Annotated in this window: 14 protein-coding genes; 10 read left to right on the top strand and 4 right to left on the bottom strand. The window is 69.9% G+C overall.

The genetic code is table 11. The annotated features are described in order from the left end of the window. Window positions 1-54: 54 nt before the first annotated feature. On the bottom strand, window positions 55-2,037 hold the full coding sequence (locus ACFXQA_RS05860; protein WP_394518855.1) for a M13 family metallopeptidase: 1,983 nt from the start codon (window positions 2,035-2,037) through the stop codon (window positions 55-57). A 170-nt stretch (window positions 2,038-2,207) separates the two neighbouring features. Here ACFXQA_RS05860 and ACFXQA_RS05855 point away from each other — a divergent pair, with 170 nt between their 5' ends. Then, the gene (locus ACFXQA_RS05855; RefSeq protein ID WP_394518854.1) at window positions 2,208-3,536 is read left to right on the top strand and encodes an MATE family efflux transporter; all 1,329 of its coding nucleotides are present in this window, start codon (window positions 2,208-2,210) and stop codon (window positions 3,534-3,536) included. A 6-nt stretch (window positions 3,537-3,542) separates the two neighbouring features. Here ACFXQA_RS05855 and ACFXQA_RS05850 read toward each other — a convergent pair whose 3' ends face one another. Beyond that, window positions 3,543-4,178: a TrmH family RNA methyltransferase gene (locus ACFXQA_RS05850; RefSeq protein ID WP_394519085.1), complete on the bottom strand. Its 636-nt coding sequence runs from the start codon at window positions 4,176-4,178 to the stop codon at window positions 3,543-3,545. Window positions 4,179-4,325: 147 nt separating this feature from the next. On the opposite strand from ACFXQA_RS05850, the gene ACFXQA_RS05845 reads away from it, so the two are divergent. Both ACFXQA_RS05845 and ACFXQA_RS05840 read left to right on the top strand, forming a co-directional pair. Further along, the gene (locus tag ACFXQA_RS05845) at window positions 4,326-5,612 is read left to right on the top strand and encodes an Nramp family divalent metal transporter (RefSeq protein ID WP_394518853.1); all 1,287 of its coding nucleotides are present in this window, start codon (window positions 4,326-4,328) and stop codon (window positions 5,610-5,612) included. Between the two features lie 9 nt (window positions 5,613-5,621). Then, window positions 5,622-6,272, top strand: a complete 651-nt coding sequence (locus ACFXQA_RS05840) for a metal-dependent transcriptional regulator (protein WP_394518852.1) — start codon at window positions 5,622-5,624, stop codon at window positions 6,270-6,272. 27 nt (window positions 6,273-6,299) lie between these two features. On the opposite strand, the gene ACFXQA_RS05835 is transcribed toward ACFXQA_RS05840, so the two are convergent. Next, a complete protein-coding gene (locus ACFXQA_RS05835) occupies window positions 6,300-7,247 on the bottom strand; it encodes an SDR family NAD(P)-dependent oxidoreductase (RefSeq protein ID WP_394518851.1) in 948 nt (315 codons plus the stop codon). A gap of 115 nt (window positions 7,248-7,362) precedes the next feature. On the opposite strand from ACFXQA_RS05835, the gene ACFXQA_RS05830 reads away from it, so the two are divergent. After that, complete coding sequence (locus tag ACFXQA_RS05830; RefSeq protein ID WP_394518850.1) at window positions 7,363-8,187, top strand: HAD-IIA family hydrolase; 825 nt, start codon at window positions 7,363-7,365, stop codon at window positions 8,185-8,187. Further along, entirely contained in the window at window positions 8,187-8,759 is a 573-nt protein-coding gene (locus tag ACFXQA_RS05825) for a YdeI/OmpD-associated family protein (RefSeq protein WP_394518849.1), read from the top strand. The genes ACFXQA_RS05830 and ACFXQA_RS05825 overlap by 1 nt, the downstream gene beginning before the upstream one ends. 152 nt (window positions 8,760-8,911) lie before the next feature. Here ACFXQA_RS05825 and pyrE read toward each other — a convergent pair whose 3' ends face one another. Then, window positions 8,912-9,490: an orotate phosphoribosyltransferase gene (pyrE, locus tag ACFXQA_RS05820; RefSeq protein WP_394518848.1), complete on the bottom strand. Its 579-nt coding sequence runs from the start codon at window positions 9,488-9,490 to the stop codon at window positions 8,912-8,914. 70 nt (window positions 9,491-9,560) lie between these two features. On the opposite strand from pyrE, the gene ACFXQA_RS05815 reads away from it, so the two are divergent. From ACFXQA_RS05815 to ACFXQA_RS05795, 5 genes are all read left to right on the top strand, one after another. After that, window positions 9,561-10,403, top strand: coding sequence for an exodeoxyribonuclease III (locus tag ACFXQA_RS05815; protein WP_394518847.1), 843 nt, complete (start codon window positions 9,561-9,563; stop codon window positions 10,401-10,403). Between the two features lie 153 nt (window positions 10,404-10,556). After that, window positions 10,557-11,810: a sensor histidine kinase gene (locus tag ACFXQA_RS05810; protein WP_394518846.1), complete on the top strand. Its 1,254-nt coding sequence runs from the start codon at window positions 10,557-10,559 to the stop codon at window positions 11,808-11,810. Continuing rightward, entirely contained in the window at window positions 11,803-12,468 is a 666-nt protein-coding gene (locus tag ACFXQA_RS05805) for a response regulator (protein WP_394518845.1), read from the top strand. Before ACFXQA_RS05810 ends, ACFXQA_RS05805 begins: the two co-directional genes overlap by 8 nt. Window positions 12,469-12,585: 117 nt before the next feature. After that, a complete protein-coding gene (locus ACFXQA_RS05800; RefSeq protein WP_394518844.1) occupies window positions 12,586-13,467 on the top strand; it encodes an ABC transporter ATP-binding protein in 882 nt (293 codons plus the stop codon). Further along, window positions 13,464-14,603, top strand: a complete 1,140-nt coding sequence (locus tag ACFXQA_RS05795; RefSeq protein ID WP_394518843.1) for an ABC transporter permease — start codon at window positions 13,464-13,466, stop codon at window positions 14,601-14,603. Before ACFXQA_RS05800 ends, ACFXQA_RS05795 begins: the two co-directional genes overlap by 4 nt. Window positions 14,604-14,647 lie beyond the last annotated feature (44 nt).

Here is a 14,647-nt window from a genome sequence, read left to right as displayed (position 1 = left end):
AGCTCCTCCCCGACCGGGTCAGCTGTTCAACATCGGCATCTCACCAGACCCGGGTTACCAGATGGTGACCCGGCGGTCGGGATCGAGCCACAGGTCGTCGGACTCCGTCACGTCGAACGCGTCGTAGAACGCGTCGATGTTGCGGACGATCTGGTTGCACCGGAATTCGTTCGGCGAGTGCGGGTCGATCGTGAGCAGGCGCACGGTCTCGGCCTCGCGGCCTTTCTGCTGCCAGACCTGGGCCCAACTGATCAGAAGCCGCTGGATTCCGGTGAGCCCGTCGACCACGGGCGCCTCGACGTCGCCTGCACCGTCGGCCGTCTGGAGCGACAGCCGGTAGGCCCGGATCGCGATGCCGAGTCCGCCGAGATCGCCGATGTTCTCGCCGATGGTGAGTTCGCCGTTCACCCGGTGTTCGTCAGCGAGACCTCGGGGGACGAGTTCGTCGTACTGCTCGATGAGGGTGCGTGTGCGCTGCTCGAAGGCCGCGCGGTCGGCATCGGTCCACCAGTCGCGCAGCGACCCGTCGCCGTCGAAGCGGCTGCCCTGGTCGTCGAACCCGTGGCCGAGCTCGTGTCCGATCACGGCGCCGATCCCGCCGTAGTTGGCGGCCGCGTCGCGATCGGCATCGAAGAACGGGTACTGCAGGATCGCCGCGGGGAAGACGATCTCGTTCATCAGCGGGTTGTAGTACGCGTTCACCGTCTGCGGCGTCATGAGCCACTCGTCGCGGTCGATCGGCTGCCCGACCTTGCCGAGTTGGCGATCGTGCTCGAACACGTGCGCCCGGCGTACGTTGCCGACGAGGTCGGTCGCGTCGACCTGGAGGGCCGAGTAGTCCTTCCACTTCACCGGGTAGGCGATCTTGGGGGTGAAGGCATCGAGCTTCGCCAGGGCGCGCTCGCGCGTCTCGGGAGTCATCCACTCCAGGGCCGAGATCGACTGCCGGTAGGCCTCGATGAGGTTCGCCACCAGCTCGTCCATCGCGTCCTTCGCCGCCGGCGGGAAGTGCCGTTCGACGTAGACCTGACCCACGGCCTCACCGAGGGCAGCCTCGACGAGGCTCACGCCGCGCTTCCACCGTTCGCGGTTCACGGGAACACCGGTGAGCTGCGTGCCGTAGAAGCCGAAGTTCTCGGCGACGAAATCGTCGGTCAAGAACGCGGCGGCCGAGTGCACGATCTTGAAGCGCAGCCAGGCCTTCCAGTCGTCGAGCCGCTCGGCGGTCAAGACGGTCTGCAGCGCCTCCACGAAGCTCGGCTGGTAGATCACGACCTCGGCGAACGAGTCGGCGTGCTCGGGGGCCACGCCCTCGAGCCACGGCCGAAGGTCGACGCCGGCGAGCTCGACCGTCTGGTCCCAGGTGCGCAGGTTGTAGGTCGCGACGGCGTCGCGGCTTCGGACCTTGTCCCAGTGGTGGGCCGCGATGTCGTGCTCGAGCGCGAAGACGCGGTCGGCGGATGCTGCGGAGTCGGCCACACCCGCGAGTTCGAGGATGCGCTCGATGTGGGCGCGATAGGCCGCGCGGACCTCTTCGAAGCTCTCGACCCGGTAATAGCTCTCGTCGGGGAGCGAGAGTCCGCCCTGGATGAGGAAGGGCACGTACCGCTGCGGGTTGCCGGGGTCGGGCTCGATGTAGAGCTCGATGAGACCGCTCACGCCGTCGCGCTCGAGCGCCCCGACCGTGCGGAGGAACGACGCGATGTCGGTGATCTCGTCGACACGGGCGAGCTGGTCGGCGATCGGCTGAGCGCCCAGCTCGTTGATGCGCGCGGTGTCGAGGAAGCTGGCGTACAGGTCGCCGATCTTGCGCGTCTCGGTGCCGGGCTCGGCGTCTTGCGACTCCTCGATGATCGCCCGCACATGGCTCTCGGCCTGTTCGGCCAGCAGGTGGAACGCCCCCCAGCGCGCTTTGTCGTCGGGGATCTCGGTGCGATCGAGCCACCGGCCGTTGACGTAGCGGAAGAGGTCGTCCTGAGGGCGGATCTCGTCGCTCAGTTCGTCGAGCGCGAGGCCGGATCGGGGGGAATCGGTCATGCGTCAAGGATAGGCGGCACCCCCGACGATGGGCGGGTCGGCCAGCACCCTCCCATCTCCCACTCCTCCCGGGCATGTCCCGAATTCCGCAAGGAATGGGCCCTATCGTTGCGGAAAATGGGACATGCCCGCGGCAGGTGAGGGCGGTGGGTGAGCCATAGGGTCGAACAGTGACCGGCGACACGCTCAACCGCGACATCCTGCGCCTCGCCGTACCGGCGCTCGGCGCGCTCATCGCCGAACCGCTCTTCCTGATCGTCGACTCGGCGCTCATCGGACACCTCGGTGTCGACCCCCTCGCCGGCCTCGGGATCGCGGGCGCCGTGCTGCAGACCATCGTCGGCCTCATGGTCTTCCTCGCCTACTCGACGACCCCGGCCGTCGCCCGCCGCTTCGGCGCGGGCGATCCCACCCGGGCGGTCTCGGTCGGCATCGACGGCATGTGGCTCGCCCTCGGGATCGGCGCGCTGCTCGCCCTGGCGGGGTCGCTGTCGACCCCGGTGCTCGTCGACCTGTTCGGTGCACCCGAGAACGTCGCCGAGCAGGCCCGCATCTACCTCGGCATCTCCATGTGGGGCCTCCCCGCGATGCTGATCGTCTTCGCCGCGACCGGACTCCTGCGCGGCATGCAGAACACCCTGACGCCGCTGTGGATCGCCGGAGTGGGGTTCGGGGCGAACGCCCTGCTCAACGCGCTGTTCATCTACGGCTTCGGCTGGGGCATCGCGGGTTCTGCCGTCGGCACGGTCATCGCGCAGTGGGCGATGGTCGGCGCCTACGTCGCCGTGGTGGGCCGGCTCGCGCGGCAGCACGCGGCATCCGTTCGCCCGCAACGCGAGGGCGTTCGCGGATCGGCGGTGTCGGGAGGATGGATGCTGCTTCGCACCGTCACCCTTCGCGCAGCGCTCCTCGCGACCGTCTTCGTCGCCACGGGGCTCGGGGCACCCGAACTCGCCGGGTGGCAGGTCGTCTTCACGATCTTCTCGACGGCGGCCTTCGCCCTCGACGCACTGGCGATCGCGGCCCAGGCCCTCGTCGGGAAGGGACTCGGCGCCGGCGATCCGAGGGGGGTGCAGCGTGTGCTGCAGCGGACGACCGCGTGGGGCGTGTGCTTCGGCGTGGTCGTGGGCGGCGCCATCGCTGCCCTTTCGGGTGTCATCGGGCTCGTCTTCACGGGCGACCCGGCGATCGCCGCGCTCATTCAGCCCGCGCTGCTCGTGCTGGCGATCGGTCAGCCCCTCGCGGCCGTGGTGTTCGTGCTCGACGGTGTACTGATCGGGGCGGGCGACGCGCGGTATCTCGCCGTCGCCGGGGGACTCAACCTGCTCGTCTTCGCCCCGGCGCTCGCGCTCGTCGCGGTGCTCGGACCGACCGATGCCGCGGGGCTGGCATGGCTGGCCGCGACCTTCTTCGGCGCGTACATGCTCGCCCGCCTCGCGACCCTGGGGTGGCGGGTGCGCGGAATGGCGTGGATGACGGCGGGCGCGACTCGGGCCTGAGCGCGTTCAGGGCTGAGCGACCCAGCGCCGGCACCACTCGTACATCACGACGGCGGCGGCGGCCGAGGCGTTGAGCGAGCGGGTGGAGCCGTACTGCGTGATCTCGACGACGCCGGATGCCGAGGCCACCGCCTCGCCCGAGAGGCCCGGGCCCTCCTGGCCGAACAGCAGCACGCATCGCTCCGGGAGTTCTGCGCGATCGACCGGCACCGAGCCCTCGACGTTGTCGACGGCGATCACGGGGAGGCCGGCGTCGGTCGCCCAGGCGACGAACGTCGCGACGTCTTCGTGGTGCCGCACGTGCTGGTAGCGGTCGGTCACCATCGCGCCGCGGCGGTTCCACCGGCGTTTGCCGATGATGTGCACCTCGGCCGCGAGGAACGCGTTGGCGCTGCGGACGATCGATCCGATGTTGAGGTCGTGCTGCCAGTTCTCGATCGCCACGTGGAAGGGGTGCCGCCGTTCGTCGAGGTGGGCGACGATCGCGTCCATGCGCCAGTACCGGAACTCGTCGACGACGTTGCGACGGTCACCGTGCTCGAGCAGTTCGGGGTCGTAGCGCGGGTCGTCGGGCCACTCGCCCTCCCACGGGCCGAGTCCGTGTTCGACCTGCGCCTCGGGCTCGAGCGCGGGTTCGGGCACCGCGGTGACATCCACCCCCGTAGCATCCACCGCCTCAGGCTACCCGCCCTCCCCGCGCGGGAAGCATGCTCCCTCGGGCGCACACTCCACCGCGCCACCCCGTCGCCCGCAGATTTCGGCCTACCGAAATATCGCTAAGGTTTCGGTATGCCGAAAACACGTCCCGCGCTGGAGCGCAGCACCGCCCGCCCGACCCGCGCGGCGTGGCTGATCGGACCGGCACTCGTCGCGGGGGTGGCCTATCTCGACCCCGGCAACGTGGCGAGCAACATGACCGCCGGGGCCGTCTTCGGCTACCTGCTCGTCTGGGTGGTCGTGCTCGGCAACCTCATGGCGTGGCTCATCCAATACCTCTCGGCGAAGCTCGGGATCGTCACGGGCGAGAGCCTGCCCGAGACCCTCGGCCACCGCATCCGCAATCCGTGGGGCAGGCGCGCCTACTGGCTGCAGGCAGAGCTCGTGGCCATGGCCACCGACATCGCGGAGGTGATCGGCGGGGCCGTCGCCCTCAACCTGCTGTTCAACGTGCCGCTCCTCTGGGGCGGAGTCATCACCGGCGCCGTGTCGATGGGACTGCTGTTGGTGCAGTCGCGACACGGTGCACGCTCGTTCGAGCTCATCATCGTCGGGCTCGTCGTCGTGATCGGGGTCGGCTTCCTCTTCGGCGTCTTCATCGCTCCGCCCGACCCGGCGGGGGTCGTCGGCGGCCTCGTGCCCCGCTTCGAGGATTCGCAGTCGGTGCTGCTGGCGGCATCCATTCTCGGGGCGACGATCATGCCGCACGCGATCTACGCCCACTCCGCCCTCGCGCGCGACCGGTTCGCGCCCGCCACGCCCGGTGAGCGGCACCCCGCGGGGCTCGAGGCTGCCCGCGGAATCGGCACGGCGCGGCTGCTGAAGGCCACGCGCTGGGACGTCACGATCGCAATGGCGATCGCGGGCACGGTGAACCTGGGCATTCTGCTGCTGGCCGCCGCGAACCTCGCCGGGGTGCCCGGCACCGATTCGCTCGAGGGGGCGTACGCCGCGCTCCGCGACGGCATCGGGCCGGTCGTGGCCACGCTCTTCGCGGTCGGGTTGCTCGCGAGCGGGCTCGCCTCGACCTCGGTGGGCGCCTACGCCGGCGCCGAGATCATGCACGGGCTCCTGCGCGTGCGGGTGCCACTGCTCGCGCGACGGCTGGTGACCCTGGCCCCGGCGCTCCTCATCCTCGGGGTCGGTGTCGATCCGACCCTCGCGCTGGTGCTGAGCCAGGTTGTGCTGTCGTTCGGCATCCCTTTCGCCCTGATCCCGCTGGTTGCGCTCACTGCGAAGAGCGACGTACTCGGGCGGTTCCGCAACCGCACCCTGACGACGGTCGCCGGGATCGCGGCATCCGTCTTCTTGATCGCCCTGAACGGGCTGCTGCTGTGGCTCGTGCTGACGGGCGGATAGCCTGTCGGGGTGGCCTCACCTGCCGTCGACGACTACCTGAAGACGATCTACCACCACACCGAGTGGCAAGACGCGCGCATCACCCCGTCGCAGCTCGCGACCGTCCTGGGACTCGCCCCCTCGAGCGTCACCGAAATGGTGAAGAAGCTCGCTGCCCTCGGTCTCGTGACCCACCGCCCCTACGGTCCCGTGTCGCTCACCGACGTCGGCGAGAGACGGGCGGCGTCGGTCATCCGCCGCCACCGCCTCATCGAGACCTGGCTCGTGCGCGACTTCGGCTACTCGTGGGACGAGGTGCACGACGAGGCCGACGTGCTCGAGCACTCCCTGAGCGACCGCCTGCTCGAGGGCATCGACGACCGTCTCGGTCGCCCGCGTTTCGACCCCCACGGTGATGCCATTCCGGATGCTGCGGGGGTCGTGCATCGCGAGCCGTTCGTGCTGCTCGCCGACGCCGCACCCCGGCACACCGGCCGCGTGCTGCGGGTGAGCGACCGCGATCCGGCGCTGCTGCGCGCGCTGGTCGATGTCGGGATCGACGTGGGAGTCACGCTCGACGTCGTCGGGGCCGGAACGGTGAAGGTCGCCGGCACCGAGATCGACCTTCCCGAGGGCGCCGCCGACGCGGTGTGGCTCAGCGTGTCGGACCAGCGCGCCTGAGGTCGGCGGCCGGGGTCGGTGCCGAGTTCAGCGGGCCGCGCGAGCGGCCTTCGCGAACGGCCACCGCACGCCGGTCGCCTCTTCGCAGAGGTTCCAGATGCGCTCGGCGATCGCGGGATCCCGGGTGACAGCGGCGGCTTTCGCGCGCCGCGGCAGGCCGCGCGTCATGCGGCCGGGGCCCCAGAAATCGCCGCCCTCCGCCTCGGGATCGGTGAGAGCGCGCACCAGCGACCACGCGCCGTCTTCTTTGGACTGGGTCACGGGCGCCTGCAGGTTCGCGAGGAAGCGCTTCCTGCGCGACGGTTCGTTCACCCCGCGGATGCCGACGGTGCGACCCCCCATCGAGTACCCGGGGTGGGCGGTGAGGCTTCGCACCGGAACCCCGGTCGCCCGCAGGCGCCGGTCGGCTTCGAAGCCGAGGGCGGTGGCGGCGATCTTCGACTGCACGTAGGCGCGCCAGGGCGTGTACCCCGTCACGAGCTGCGGGTCGACGGGATCGTACTTCCACAGCGAGGTCGAGATACTGCCGACCCAGACCATGCGCCCTCGGCCCGCGGCCAGCGGTTGCAGCAACTCACCGGCGAGCGCGAAGTGACCGAGGACGTTCGTCGCGAGCACCAGCTCGTTGCCGTCGACGGTCTCGCGGGCCCGCGGCGGGTGCACGACGCCGGCGTTCAACAGCAGACCGTCCAGCGCCCCTCGGGCGCGGAGGGTCGCGGCGGCCGCGCGCACCGAGCCGAGCTTGCTGGTGTCGAGCAGCAGGGTCTCGACCGAAGCATCCGGCACCCGGTGGACCAGCGCCGCGCGCGCGGTGACCAGTCGGTTCGGGTGTCGGCCGGTGAGGATGACGTGCGCGCCCGCCCGGGCGAGCTGGTCGCACGAGAAGAAGCCGAGCCCCTTCGTGGCGCCGGTGACCACATAGGTGCGCCCCGTCAGGTCGGAGAGCTCTCGAGGGTTCCATTCCGCTCGCGTCACGCTCCGACGTTATCGGTCACACGCCCTCGCCGCGCCCGGTATGTCTCGAAAGGCATAGAACTGGTGGGCGCCGGTGCCCTTCAGGTGCGTCGGCGGCGGGGTTTAGGCTGAGGCCATGCGGACCCGGGGCGACATCGAGTGCTGGTTGACCGACATGGACGGCGTGCTCGTGCACGAGAACGTCCCGATCCCGGGGGCGGCCGAACTGCTCGCACAGTGGAGCGACGAGGGCACGCCGTTCCTCGTTCTGACGAACAACTCGATCTACACGCCGCGCGACCTCAGCGCGCGTCTGCGCGCGTCGGGACTCAACGTTCCCGAAGCCGCGATCTGGACCTCCGCGCTCGCCACCGCCGACTTCCTGAAGTCGCAGAAGCCCGGGGGCAGTGCCTTCGTCATCGGAGAAGTCGGGCTGACGACGGCGCTCCACGAGGCCGGGTTCATCATGACCGAGTCGCATCCCGACTACGTCGTCGTCGGCGAGACCCGCAACTACTCGTTCGAGGCGATCACGAAGGCGATCCGCTTCATCGGCAACGGCGCCCGGTTCATCGCGACCAACCCCGACGCGACCGGGCCGTCGGCCGAGGGCGTCCTGCCCGCGACCGGCGCGATCTCCGCTCTCATCACGAAGGCCATCGGCAAAGAGCCCTACGTCGTGGGCAAGCCCAACCCGATGATGTTCCGCTCGGCGCTGAACCGCATCGGCGCCCACTCCGAGAACACCGGCATGATCGGTGACCGCATGGACACCGACGTCGTGGCCGGCATCGAGGCGGGCCTGCACACCGTGCTCGTGATGACCGGCATCAGCGACCAGGCCGAGATCGACCGCTACCCCTTCCGTCCCGACGAGATCCTCGGATCGGTCGCCGACCTGCTCCGCAACGAGCCGGGCGAGACCGAGATGACCGAGGCGGGCATCAACGACGGCCTCTGATGGGCGTACACGACGCGAAAGAGCGTCTCGCATTCCCGGATGCTGCGGCCTGGCGCGCCTGGCTCGCAGAGAACCACACCACGTCGACGGGCATCGTGCTGGTTCGCACCCGCGCCGGCTCCGACCGCGTGCTCGTCTCGTACGAGGATGCGGTGCGCCAGGCGCTCTGCTTCGGGTGGGTCGACGGCACCGCTCTGCCGATCGACGAAGAGACCAGCGGCATCCTGTTCTCGCCGCGCCGCCCTCGGAGCGGCTGGGCGGCGACGAACAAGAAGCGACTCATCGAGCTCGAGGCATCCGGTGAGATGACCGACGCCGGGCGCCGGGCGGTCGAGATCGCACGGGCGAACGGCTCGTGGGAGGTGCTCGACGGGCCGGAGGCGGGCATCGAGCCGGCCGAGTTCACGCGGGCCCTCGACGAGGTTCCCGAGGCGCGCGCCCAGTGGGACGCGTTTCCGCCCTCGGTCAAGAAGTACGGGCTCACGCAGATCGCGACGGCCAAGCGGCCAGAGACCCGCGCGGCGCGGATCGCTCGTATCGTGGCCGATGCCGCAACCGGAAAGAGGCCCTGATGGATGACCGTACGGCGATCCTGCTGCTGTCGTTCGTGACCCTCTCGACCACGCTCGTCGTGTTCACCGTCCAGTGGGTGCGCTCCCGTCGCCGCGACCGCGACGACGACTGAACCCTTCGGGGCTGATGGGGCGAGTACCGCGGCGCGCGACTACTGCGGCGCGAGACCGAGGTCGTCGAGATCGATCGCGGCCAGCCAGCGCAGACCGGCGGCTTCGACAGCGGCCTGGGCCCCGGTGCGTCGGTCGACGATCACCGCGACGGCGACGACCTCTGCCCCCTCGCGACGGAGCACCTCGACGGCCTTGAGCGCCGACTGCCCGGTGGTCGAGGTGTCTTCGACGACGACGACGCGCTTGCCCGCGACGTCCGCGCCCTCGACCTGGCGACCGCGACCGTGATCCTTCGGCTCTTTTCGCACGACGAAGGCATCGACCGGGGCGCCCGCACGCACGGACTCGTGCAGCATCCCGTTCGCAATCGGATCGGCTCCGAGGGTGAGGCCCCCCACGGCCACGACTCCGTCGATGTCGCGGATCAGGTCGAGCATGATGCGCCCGATCGCGGGAGCCGCGCGGTGGTCGAGGGTGAGCTTGCGCATGTCGACGTAGTAGGTCGCCTTCTTGCCGCTCGAAAGGGTGAAGTCTCCGCGGAAGACGGCCTCGTCGTTGATGAGACCGATGAGTCCCTGGCGGTCGGCTTCGAGCTCGGGGGTGGAGGCGACGGTCATGCCGTTCAGCCTAATCGGCGGGGGCGCACCGCATCCGTGGCAGGCGGGCCCCGCCTCTAGGCTGGAGCCCATGCGCCTGGCCACCTGGAACGTCAATTCGATCCGCGCCCGCGTGACCCGCACCGTCGAGTTCGCCGTCCGCGAGAACATCGACGTGCTGGCCATGCAAGAGATCAAATGCAAGACGGAGCAGTTTCCGTACGCCGCGTTCGAAGAGGCCGGATACCACGTCGCCGCGCACGGCCTCAACCAGTGGAACGGCGTCGCGATCGCCAGCCGTGAGCCGATCACCGACGTCGAGCTCGGGTTTCCGGGCATGCCCGGCTTCGCGAAGGGCCACGAGGGTCCGGATGCTCCGCAGGAGCCCCGCGCGATCGGCGCGACCGTCGGCGGAGTGAGGGTGTGGAGCCTGTACGTGCCGAACGGCCGCTCGCTCGACGACCCGCACTACGTCTACAAGCTCGACTGGCTGAACGCGCTGCGGGAATACACCTCGGACATTCTCGCCCAGATGCCCGACCTCGCTCTGGCGCTGACGGGCGACTTCAACATCGCGCCGACCGACGCCGACAACGGCGCACCGGGGGTCGTCGTCGGGAAGACCACTCACGTGTCGCCACCCGAGCGAGCGGCCTTCGCCGCCCTGGAGTCGGCCGGACTCACCGACGTCGTGCGCCCGCTCGTCCCGACCGGCTACACCTACTGGGATTACAAGCAACTGGCCTTTCCCCGCAACGAGGGGTTGCGCATCGACTTCGTCCTGGGCTCGCGCGCCTTCGCCGACCGCGTCTCGGGGGCGTCGATCCACCGCAACGAGCGCAAGGGCGAGGTGCCCAGCGATCACGTGCCCGTCGTCGTCGACCTCGGCCTGAACGCCCCCGAAGACGACGACCGCCCGATGATCTTCGGCTGAGCACGGCCCCGCCCGCCGGTCACCGAGCTCGTCGAAGTGTCCGGCGAGCGGGGCGGCGCTCGCTCAGGGCACGCCGCGGGCGTCTCCCCTGAATGCACAGCACTCCCCCGTGAGGCGGATGCTGCGCCGCGCCCGGTCTCGTAACGTGAGGGGATGATCCCCACGCGCGCGCAACAGCAGGCCGACATCGGACTCGCCGTCGTCGTCCTCGTCGGCGCGGTGATCAGCGCGGCGTTGTCTGCGATCTCGGGGCTCTACGGACGCGACCAGGCCGGCATGCCGCTCGCCGTCGCCTACGCGTTCGCGCTGGCCGTCCCCATCGCCTTCCGACGCCGCTGGCCCGAAGCCGTCGCCGTGATCGTTGCGATCGCCTACTTCGCCGCCGTCACGCTGCGCGTGCCCGAGATCTATGCCGGCAACGTCGCGATGTTCATCGCGCTCTACACGGTCGGCGCCTGGTCGACGAGTCGCCGTCGTGCGACCATCGTGCGGGTCGTCATCATCGCCGGCATGTTCCTCTGGTTGACCATCGTGATGCTCGTCGATGCCACCGGCCCGGTCTCGGCCGAATCAGAAGAACTGCTCTCGCGCGCCGGCGCTTTCTCGCCCTACGTCGCGTACACCCTGCTGAGCTTCTTGGTCAACGCGCTCTACTTCGGCGGCGCGTACTACTTCGGCGAGCGCTCGTACCAGCAGATGCACGAGCGCGCGGCGCTGGAGGAGCGCACCGCCGAACTCGAGCGGGAGCGCGAAGTCACCGCGGCGCAGGCCGTCGCACTCGACCGTGTGCGCATCGCCCGCGAACTGCACGACGTCGTCGCCCACCACGTGTCGCTCATGGGCGTCCAGGCGGGAGCCGCCCGGTCGGTCATGTCGAAGAACCCCGACCAGGCGCGGTCGATCCTCGAAGACGTCGAGTCGGCCGCCCGGCAGTCGCTCACAGAACTGCGGCAGTTGCTCGCGACGCTCCGCACCCCCGATACCGACACCGAGCCCCACACGGCCCCGACCACCCGGGGTCTCGCCGCGATCCCCGCGCTGGTCGAAGAGACGACCGCCGCGGGTCTTCCGACGACCTACAGCGAGGTCGGCGACCCCTCGGCCGTTCCGGAGCTGGTGCAGGTCAACCTCTACCGGATCACCCAGGAGGCGCTGACGAACGCCCGCCGCCACGCCGGACCGCACGCCACCGCCGACGTTCGCCTGCGCTACACCGCCGACTCGGTCGAACTCGAGGTGGCCAATACCGGCCGCGTCGCGACGGGTGCGCCGGGCCTCGGCCAGCTCGGAATGCGGGAACGCGCGGGGGCCTCGGGAGGGTCGATCGAGATCGGCCCCCGCCCCCGCGGCGGTTATCTCGTGCGCGTGCACATCCCCCTCGCAGCGAAAACGGTCACCCATGTCTGAGATCCGCGTCCTGCTCGTCGACGATCACGCCATGATGCGTGCCGGGTTCCGCACGATCCTCTCGCTCGAAGACGACATCGCCGTCGTCGGCGAAGCCGCGAACGGAGCCGAAGCGGTCGCCGCAGCATCCGCCCTCGATCCCCACGTCATCTGCATGGACGTGCAGATGCCCGGAATGGACGGGCTCGAAGCCACCCGGCGGATCGTGGCCGACGCCACGACCGATGCCGCGGTGCTCATCGTCACGACCTTCGACCGCGACGACTACCTGTTCGAAGCCCTCTCCGCCGGGGCAAGCGGCTTTCTGCTCAAGAACGCCGGGCCGGAAGAGCTGGTCTCGGCGGTCCGGATCGTCGCGGGGGGCGACGCACTCCTCGCCCCCGAAGTGACCCGCCGCGTGATCGAGCGGTTCGCGGCTCCCGACTCGGCGAACGCATCGGCGCCGACCACGCCCCTCCCCCTTCTCGAACCTCTCACCGAGCGCGAGACCGAGGTACTGCGGCTCATGTCGGAGGCCCTCAGCAACGCCGAGATCGCCGCGCGCCTGTTCATCGGCGAAGCCACCGTCAAGACCCACGTCTCGAACGTGCTGCAGAAGCTCGGCGCCCGCGACCGCGTGCAGGCCGTCGTGCTGGCACACCGGCACGGCCTCGCCTGAGGGCACTCCCCCGTGAGGAGGAGGGGCGAAACCCGCTCTGGGGTGGATGCCGCCGAACCCGCGCGTCCGTAACGTCGTCCACAGGAAGCCCGAGTGGGCGCCGAAGGAGGAGGAGACGTGCTCCAGTTGACCGGGATCACCAAGAGCTACGGTGGCCGCCGCGTGCTCGATGACGTGTCGTTCAGTGTCACCGAAGGACGCCTGACCGGCTTCGTCGGCGGCAACGGCGCGGGAAAGACGACCACGATGCGCATCGCCCTGGGCGTGCTCTCGAAAGACGACGGCCAGGTCGCCCTCGACGGTGCGCCCATCACCGCGGCCGACCGACGTCGTTTCGGCTACATGCCCGAAGAGCGCGGGCTCTACCCGAAGATGCGGGTCGGCGAACACATCGCCTACCTCGCCCGGCTGCACGGCTACGGCAAGGCCGAGGCCACGAAGGCGGCCGAGACCCTGCTCGACCGTCTCGGGCTGTCGGAGCGCCTGCGCGACAACGTCGAGACGCTCTCGCTCGGCAACCAGCAGCGCGCGCAGATCGCGGCGGCCCTCGTGCACGACCCCGAGGTGCTGATCCTCGACGAGCCGTTCTCGGGCCTCGACCCGCTCGCCGTCGACGTCGTCGCGGGCGTTCTGCAAGAACGCGCGGCCGCCGGCACCGCCGTGCTCTTCTCTTCGCACCAGCTCGACGTCGTCGAGCGCCTCTGCGACGACCTCATCATCATCGCCGACGGCACGATCCGTGCGGCAGGAGCGCGCGACGCCCTCCGCGCCGAGCACGCCCGCAGCCGCTACGAACTGGTGTCGTCGGGCGACGCGGGCTGGATCCGCGAGCAGGCGGGCGTCACCGTCGTCGACTTCGACGGCGGCTACGCGCTCTTCGACGCCGACGCGACGACGGCGCAGCGAATCTTGCAGCAGGCCGTCGAGCGCGGCGACGTCGCGAGCTTCGCCCCCCAGCATCCGACCCTCGCCCAGATCTTCAAGGAGGTCATCCAGTGAGCACCTCACCTACCACCACCGCCCGTCCGACCGCATCGCGGCGCTCCGCGCCCAGCGAGCTGCAGAGCGTCTGGCTCGTCACCGAGCGCGAGATCGGCTCGAAGCTGCGCAGCAAGTCGTTCGTCATCTCATCGGCGATCCTGCTGCTCCTCGCTCTCGCCAGCGTGATCTGGGGCGGGATCGCCGCGAACACCGCCGGCGACGATGGCATCCCGATCGCGGTGACCAGCGAGACGCAGACCGAGGTCAGCGGGTTGAACGGCCTCGACGTGACCGTCGCCGACAGCGCGGATGCGGCGACCGCCCTCGTGCAAGACGGCACCGTGGACGCTGCCCTCGTTCCCGACAGCTCGGGCGGGGCGTTCTCTTACAAGGTCGTCGCCGACGACGGCGCGCCGAGCGGCCTGCTGCCGCTCCTCAGCGAATCGCCGACCGTCGAGCTGCTCGACCCGGCCGGCGCCGTCGACAACGCCATGCGCACCATCGTCGCGTTCGGGTTCGGCATCGTCTTCTTCATGGCGGCGATCACTTTCGGCGCGACCATCTCGCAGAGCGTCGTCGAAGAGAAGCAGACGCGCGTCGTCGAGATCCTGATCTCGGCGATCCCCGTGCGAGCTCTTCTCGCCGGCAAGGTCATCGGCAACACGGTCCTCGCGATGGGCCAGATCATCGGCCTCGTCGTGATCGCGATCGTGGGGCTGTCGATCACCGGGCAATCCGAACTGCTGAGCGGGCTCGGTGGGCCGCTGGTGTGGTTCGCCGTGTTCTTCTTCTTCGGCTTCGTGCTGCTCGCCGCCCTCTTCGCCGCGGCCGGCGCGATGGTTTCGCGCCAGGAAGACATCGGGGCGACCACCACCCCGCTGATGCTGCTGGTGATGGCGCCGTACTTCTTGGTCATCTTCTTCAACGACAACCCGATCGTGCTGGCGGTGATGTCGTACGTGCCGTTCTCTGCGCCGGTCGGCATGCCGCTGCGCCTCTACCTCGGCGACGCGCAATGGTACGAGCCGCTCCTCTCGCTCGTGATCCTCGTCGTCACCTGCATCGGAGCGATCCTCCTCGGCGCCCGCATCTACCAGAACACGCTGCTGCGCATGGGCGCCCGGGTGAAGCTCGCCGAGGCACTCAAGAACTGACCACCGACGCACGACCCGACCGCCGTCGCCGTCCCGCCCGACAC

The organism is Microbacterium shimangi (genome assembly GCF_043556445.1).
In the GTDB taxonomy this organism is placed as follows: Bacteria; Actinomycetota; Actinomycetes; order Actinomycetales; family Microbacteriaceae; genus Microbacterium.
This window is presented reverse-complemented; position numbering and strand designations above follow the sequence as displayed.

Bases quoted from the DNA above. Each gene is read 5' to 3' on its own strand.
- pyrE (WP_394518848.1), bottom strand. From the start codon at position 9,490: ATGACCGTCGCCTCCACCCCCGAGCTCGAAGCCGACCGCCAGGGACTC.
- ACFXQA_RS05845 (WP_394518853.1), top strand. From the start codon at position 4,326: ATGCCGAAAACACGTCCCGCGCTGGAGCGCAGCACCGCCCGCCCGACC.
- ACFXQA_RS05830 (WP_394518850.1), top strand. From the start codon at position 7,363: ATGCGGACCCGGGGCGACATCGAGTGCTGGTTGACCGACATGGACGGC.
- ACFXQA_RS05825 (WP_394518849.1), top strand. From the start codon at position 8,187: ATGGGCGTACACGACGCGAAAGAGCGTCTCGCATTCCCGGATGCTGCG.
- ACFXQA_RS05805 (WP_394518845.1), top strand. From the start codon at position 11,803: ATGTCTGAGATCCGCGTCCTGCTCGTCGACGATCACGCCATGATGCGT.
- ACFXQA_RS05815 (WP_394518847.1), top strand. From the start codon at position 9,561: ATGCGCCTGGCCACCTGGAACGTCAATTCGATCCGCGCCCGCGTGACC.
- ACFXQA_RS05860 (WP_394518855.1), bottom strand. From the start codon at position 2,037: ATGACCGATTCCCCCCGATCCGGCCTCGCGCTCGACGAACTGAGCGAC.
- ACFXQA_RS05810 (WP_394518846.1), top strand. From the start codon at position 10,557: ATGATCCCCACGCGCGCGCAACAGCAGGCCGACATCGGACTCGCCGTC.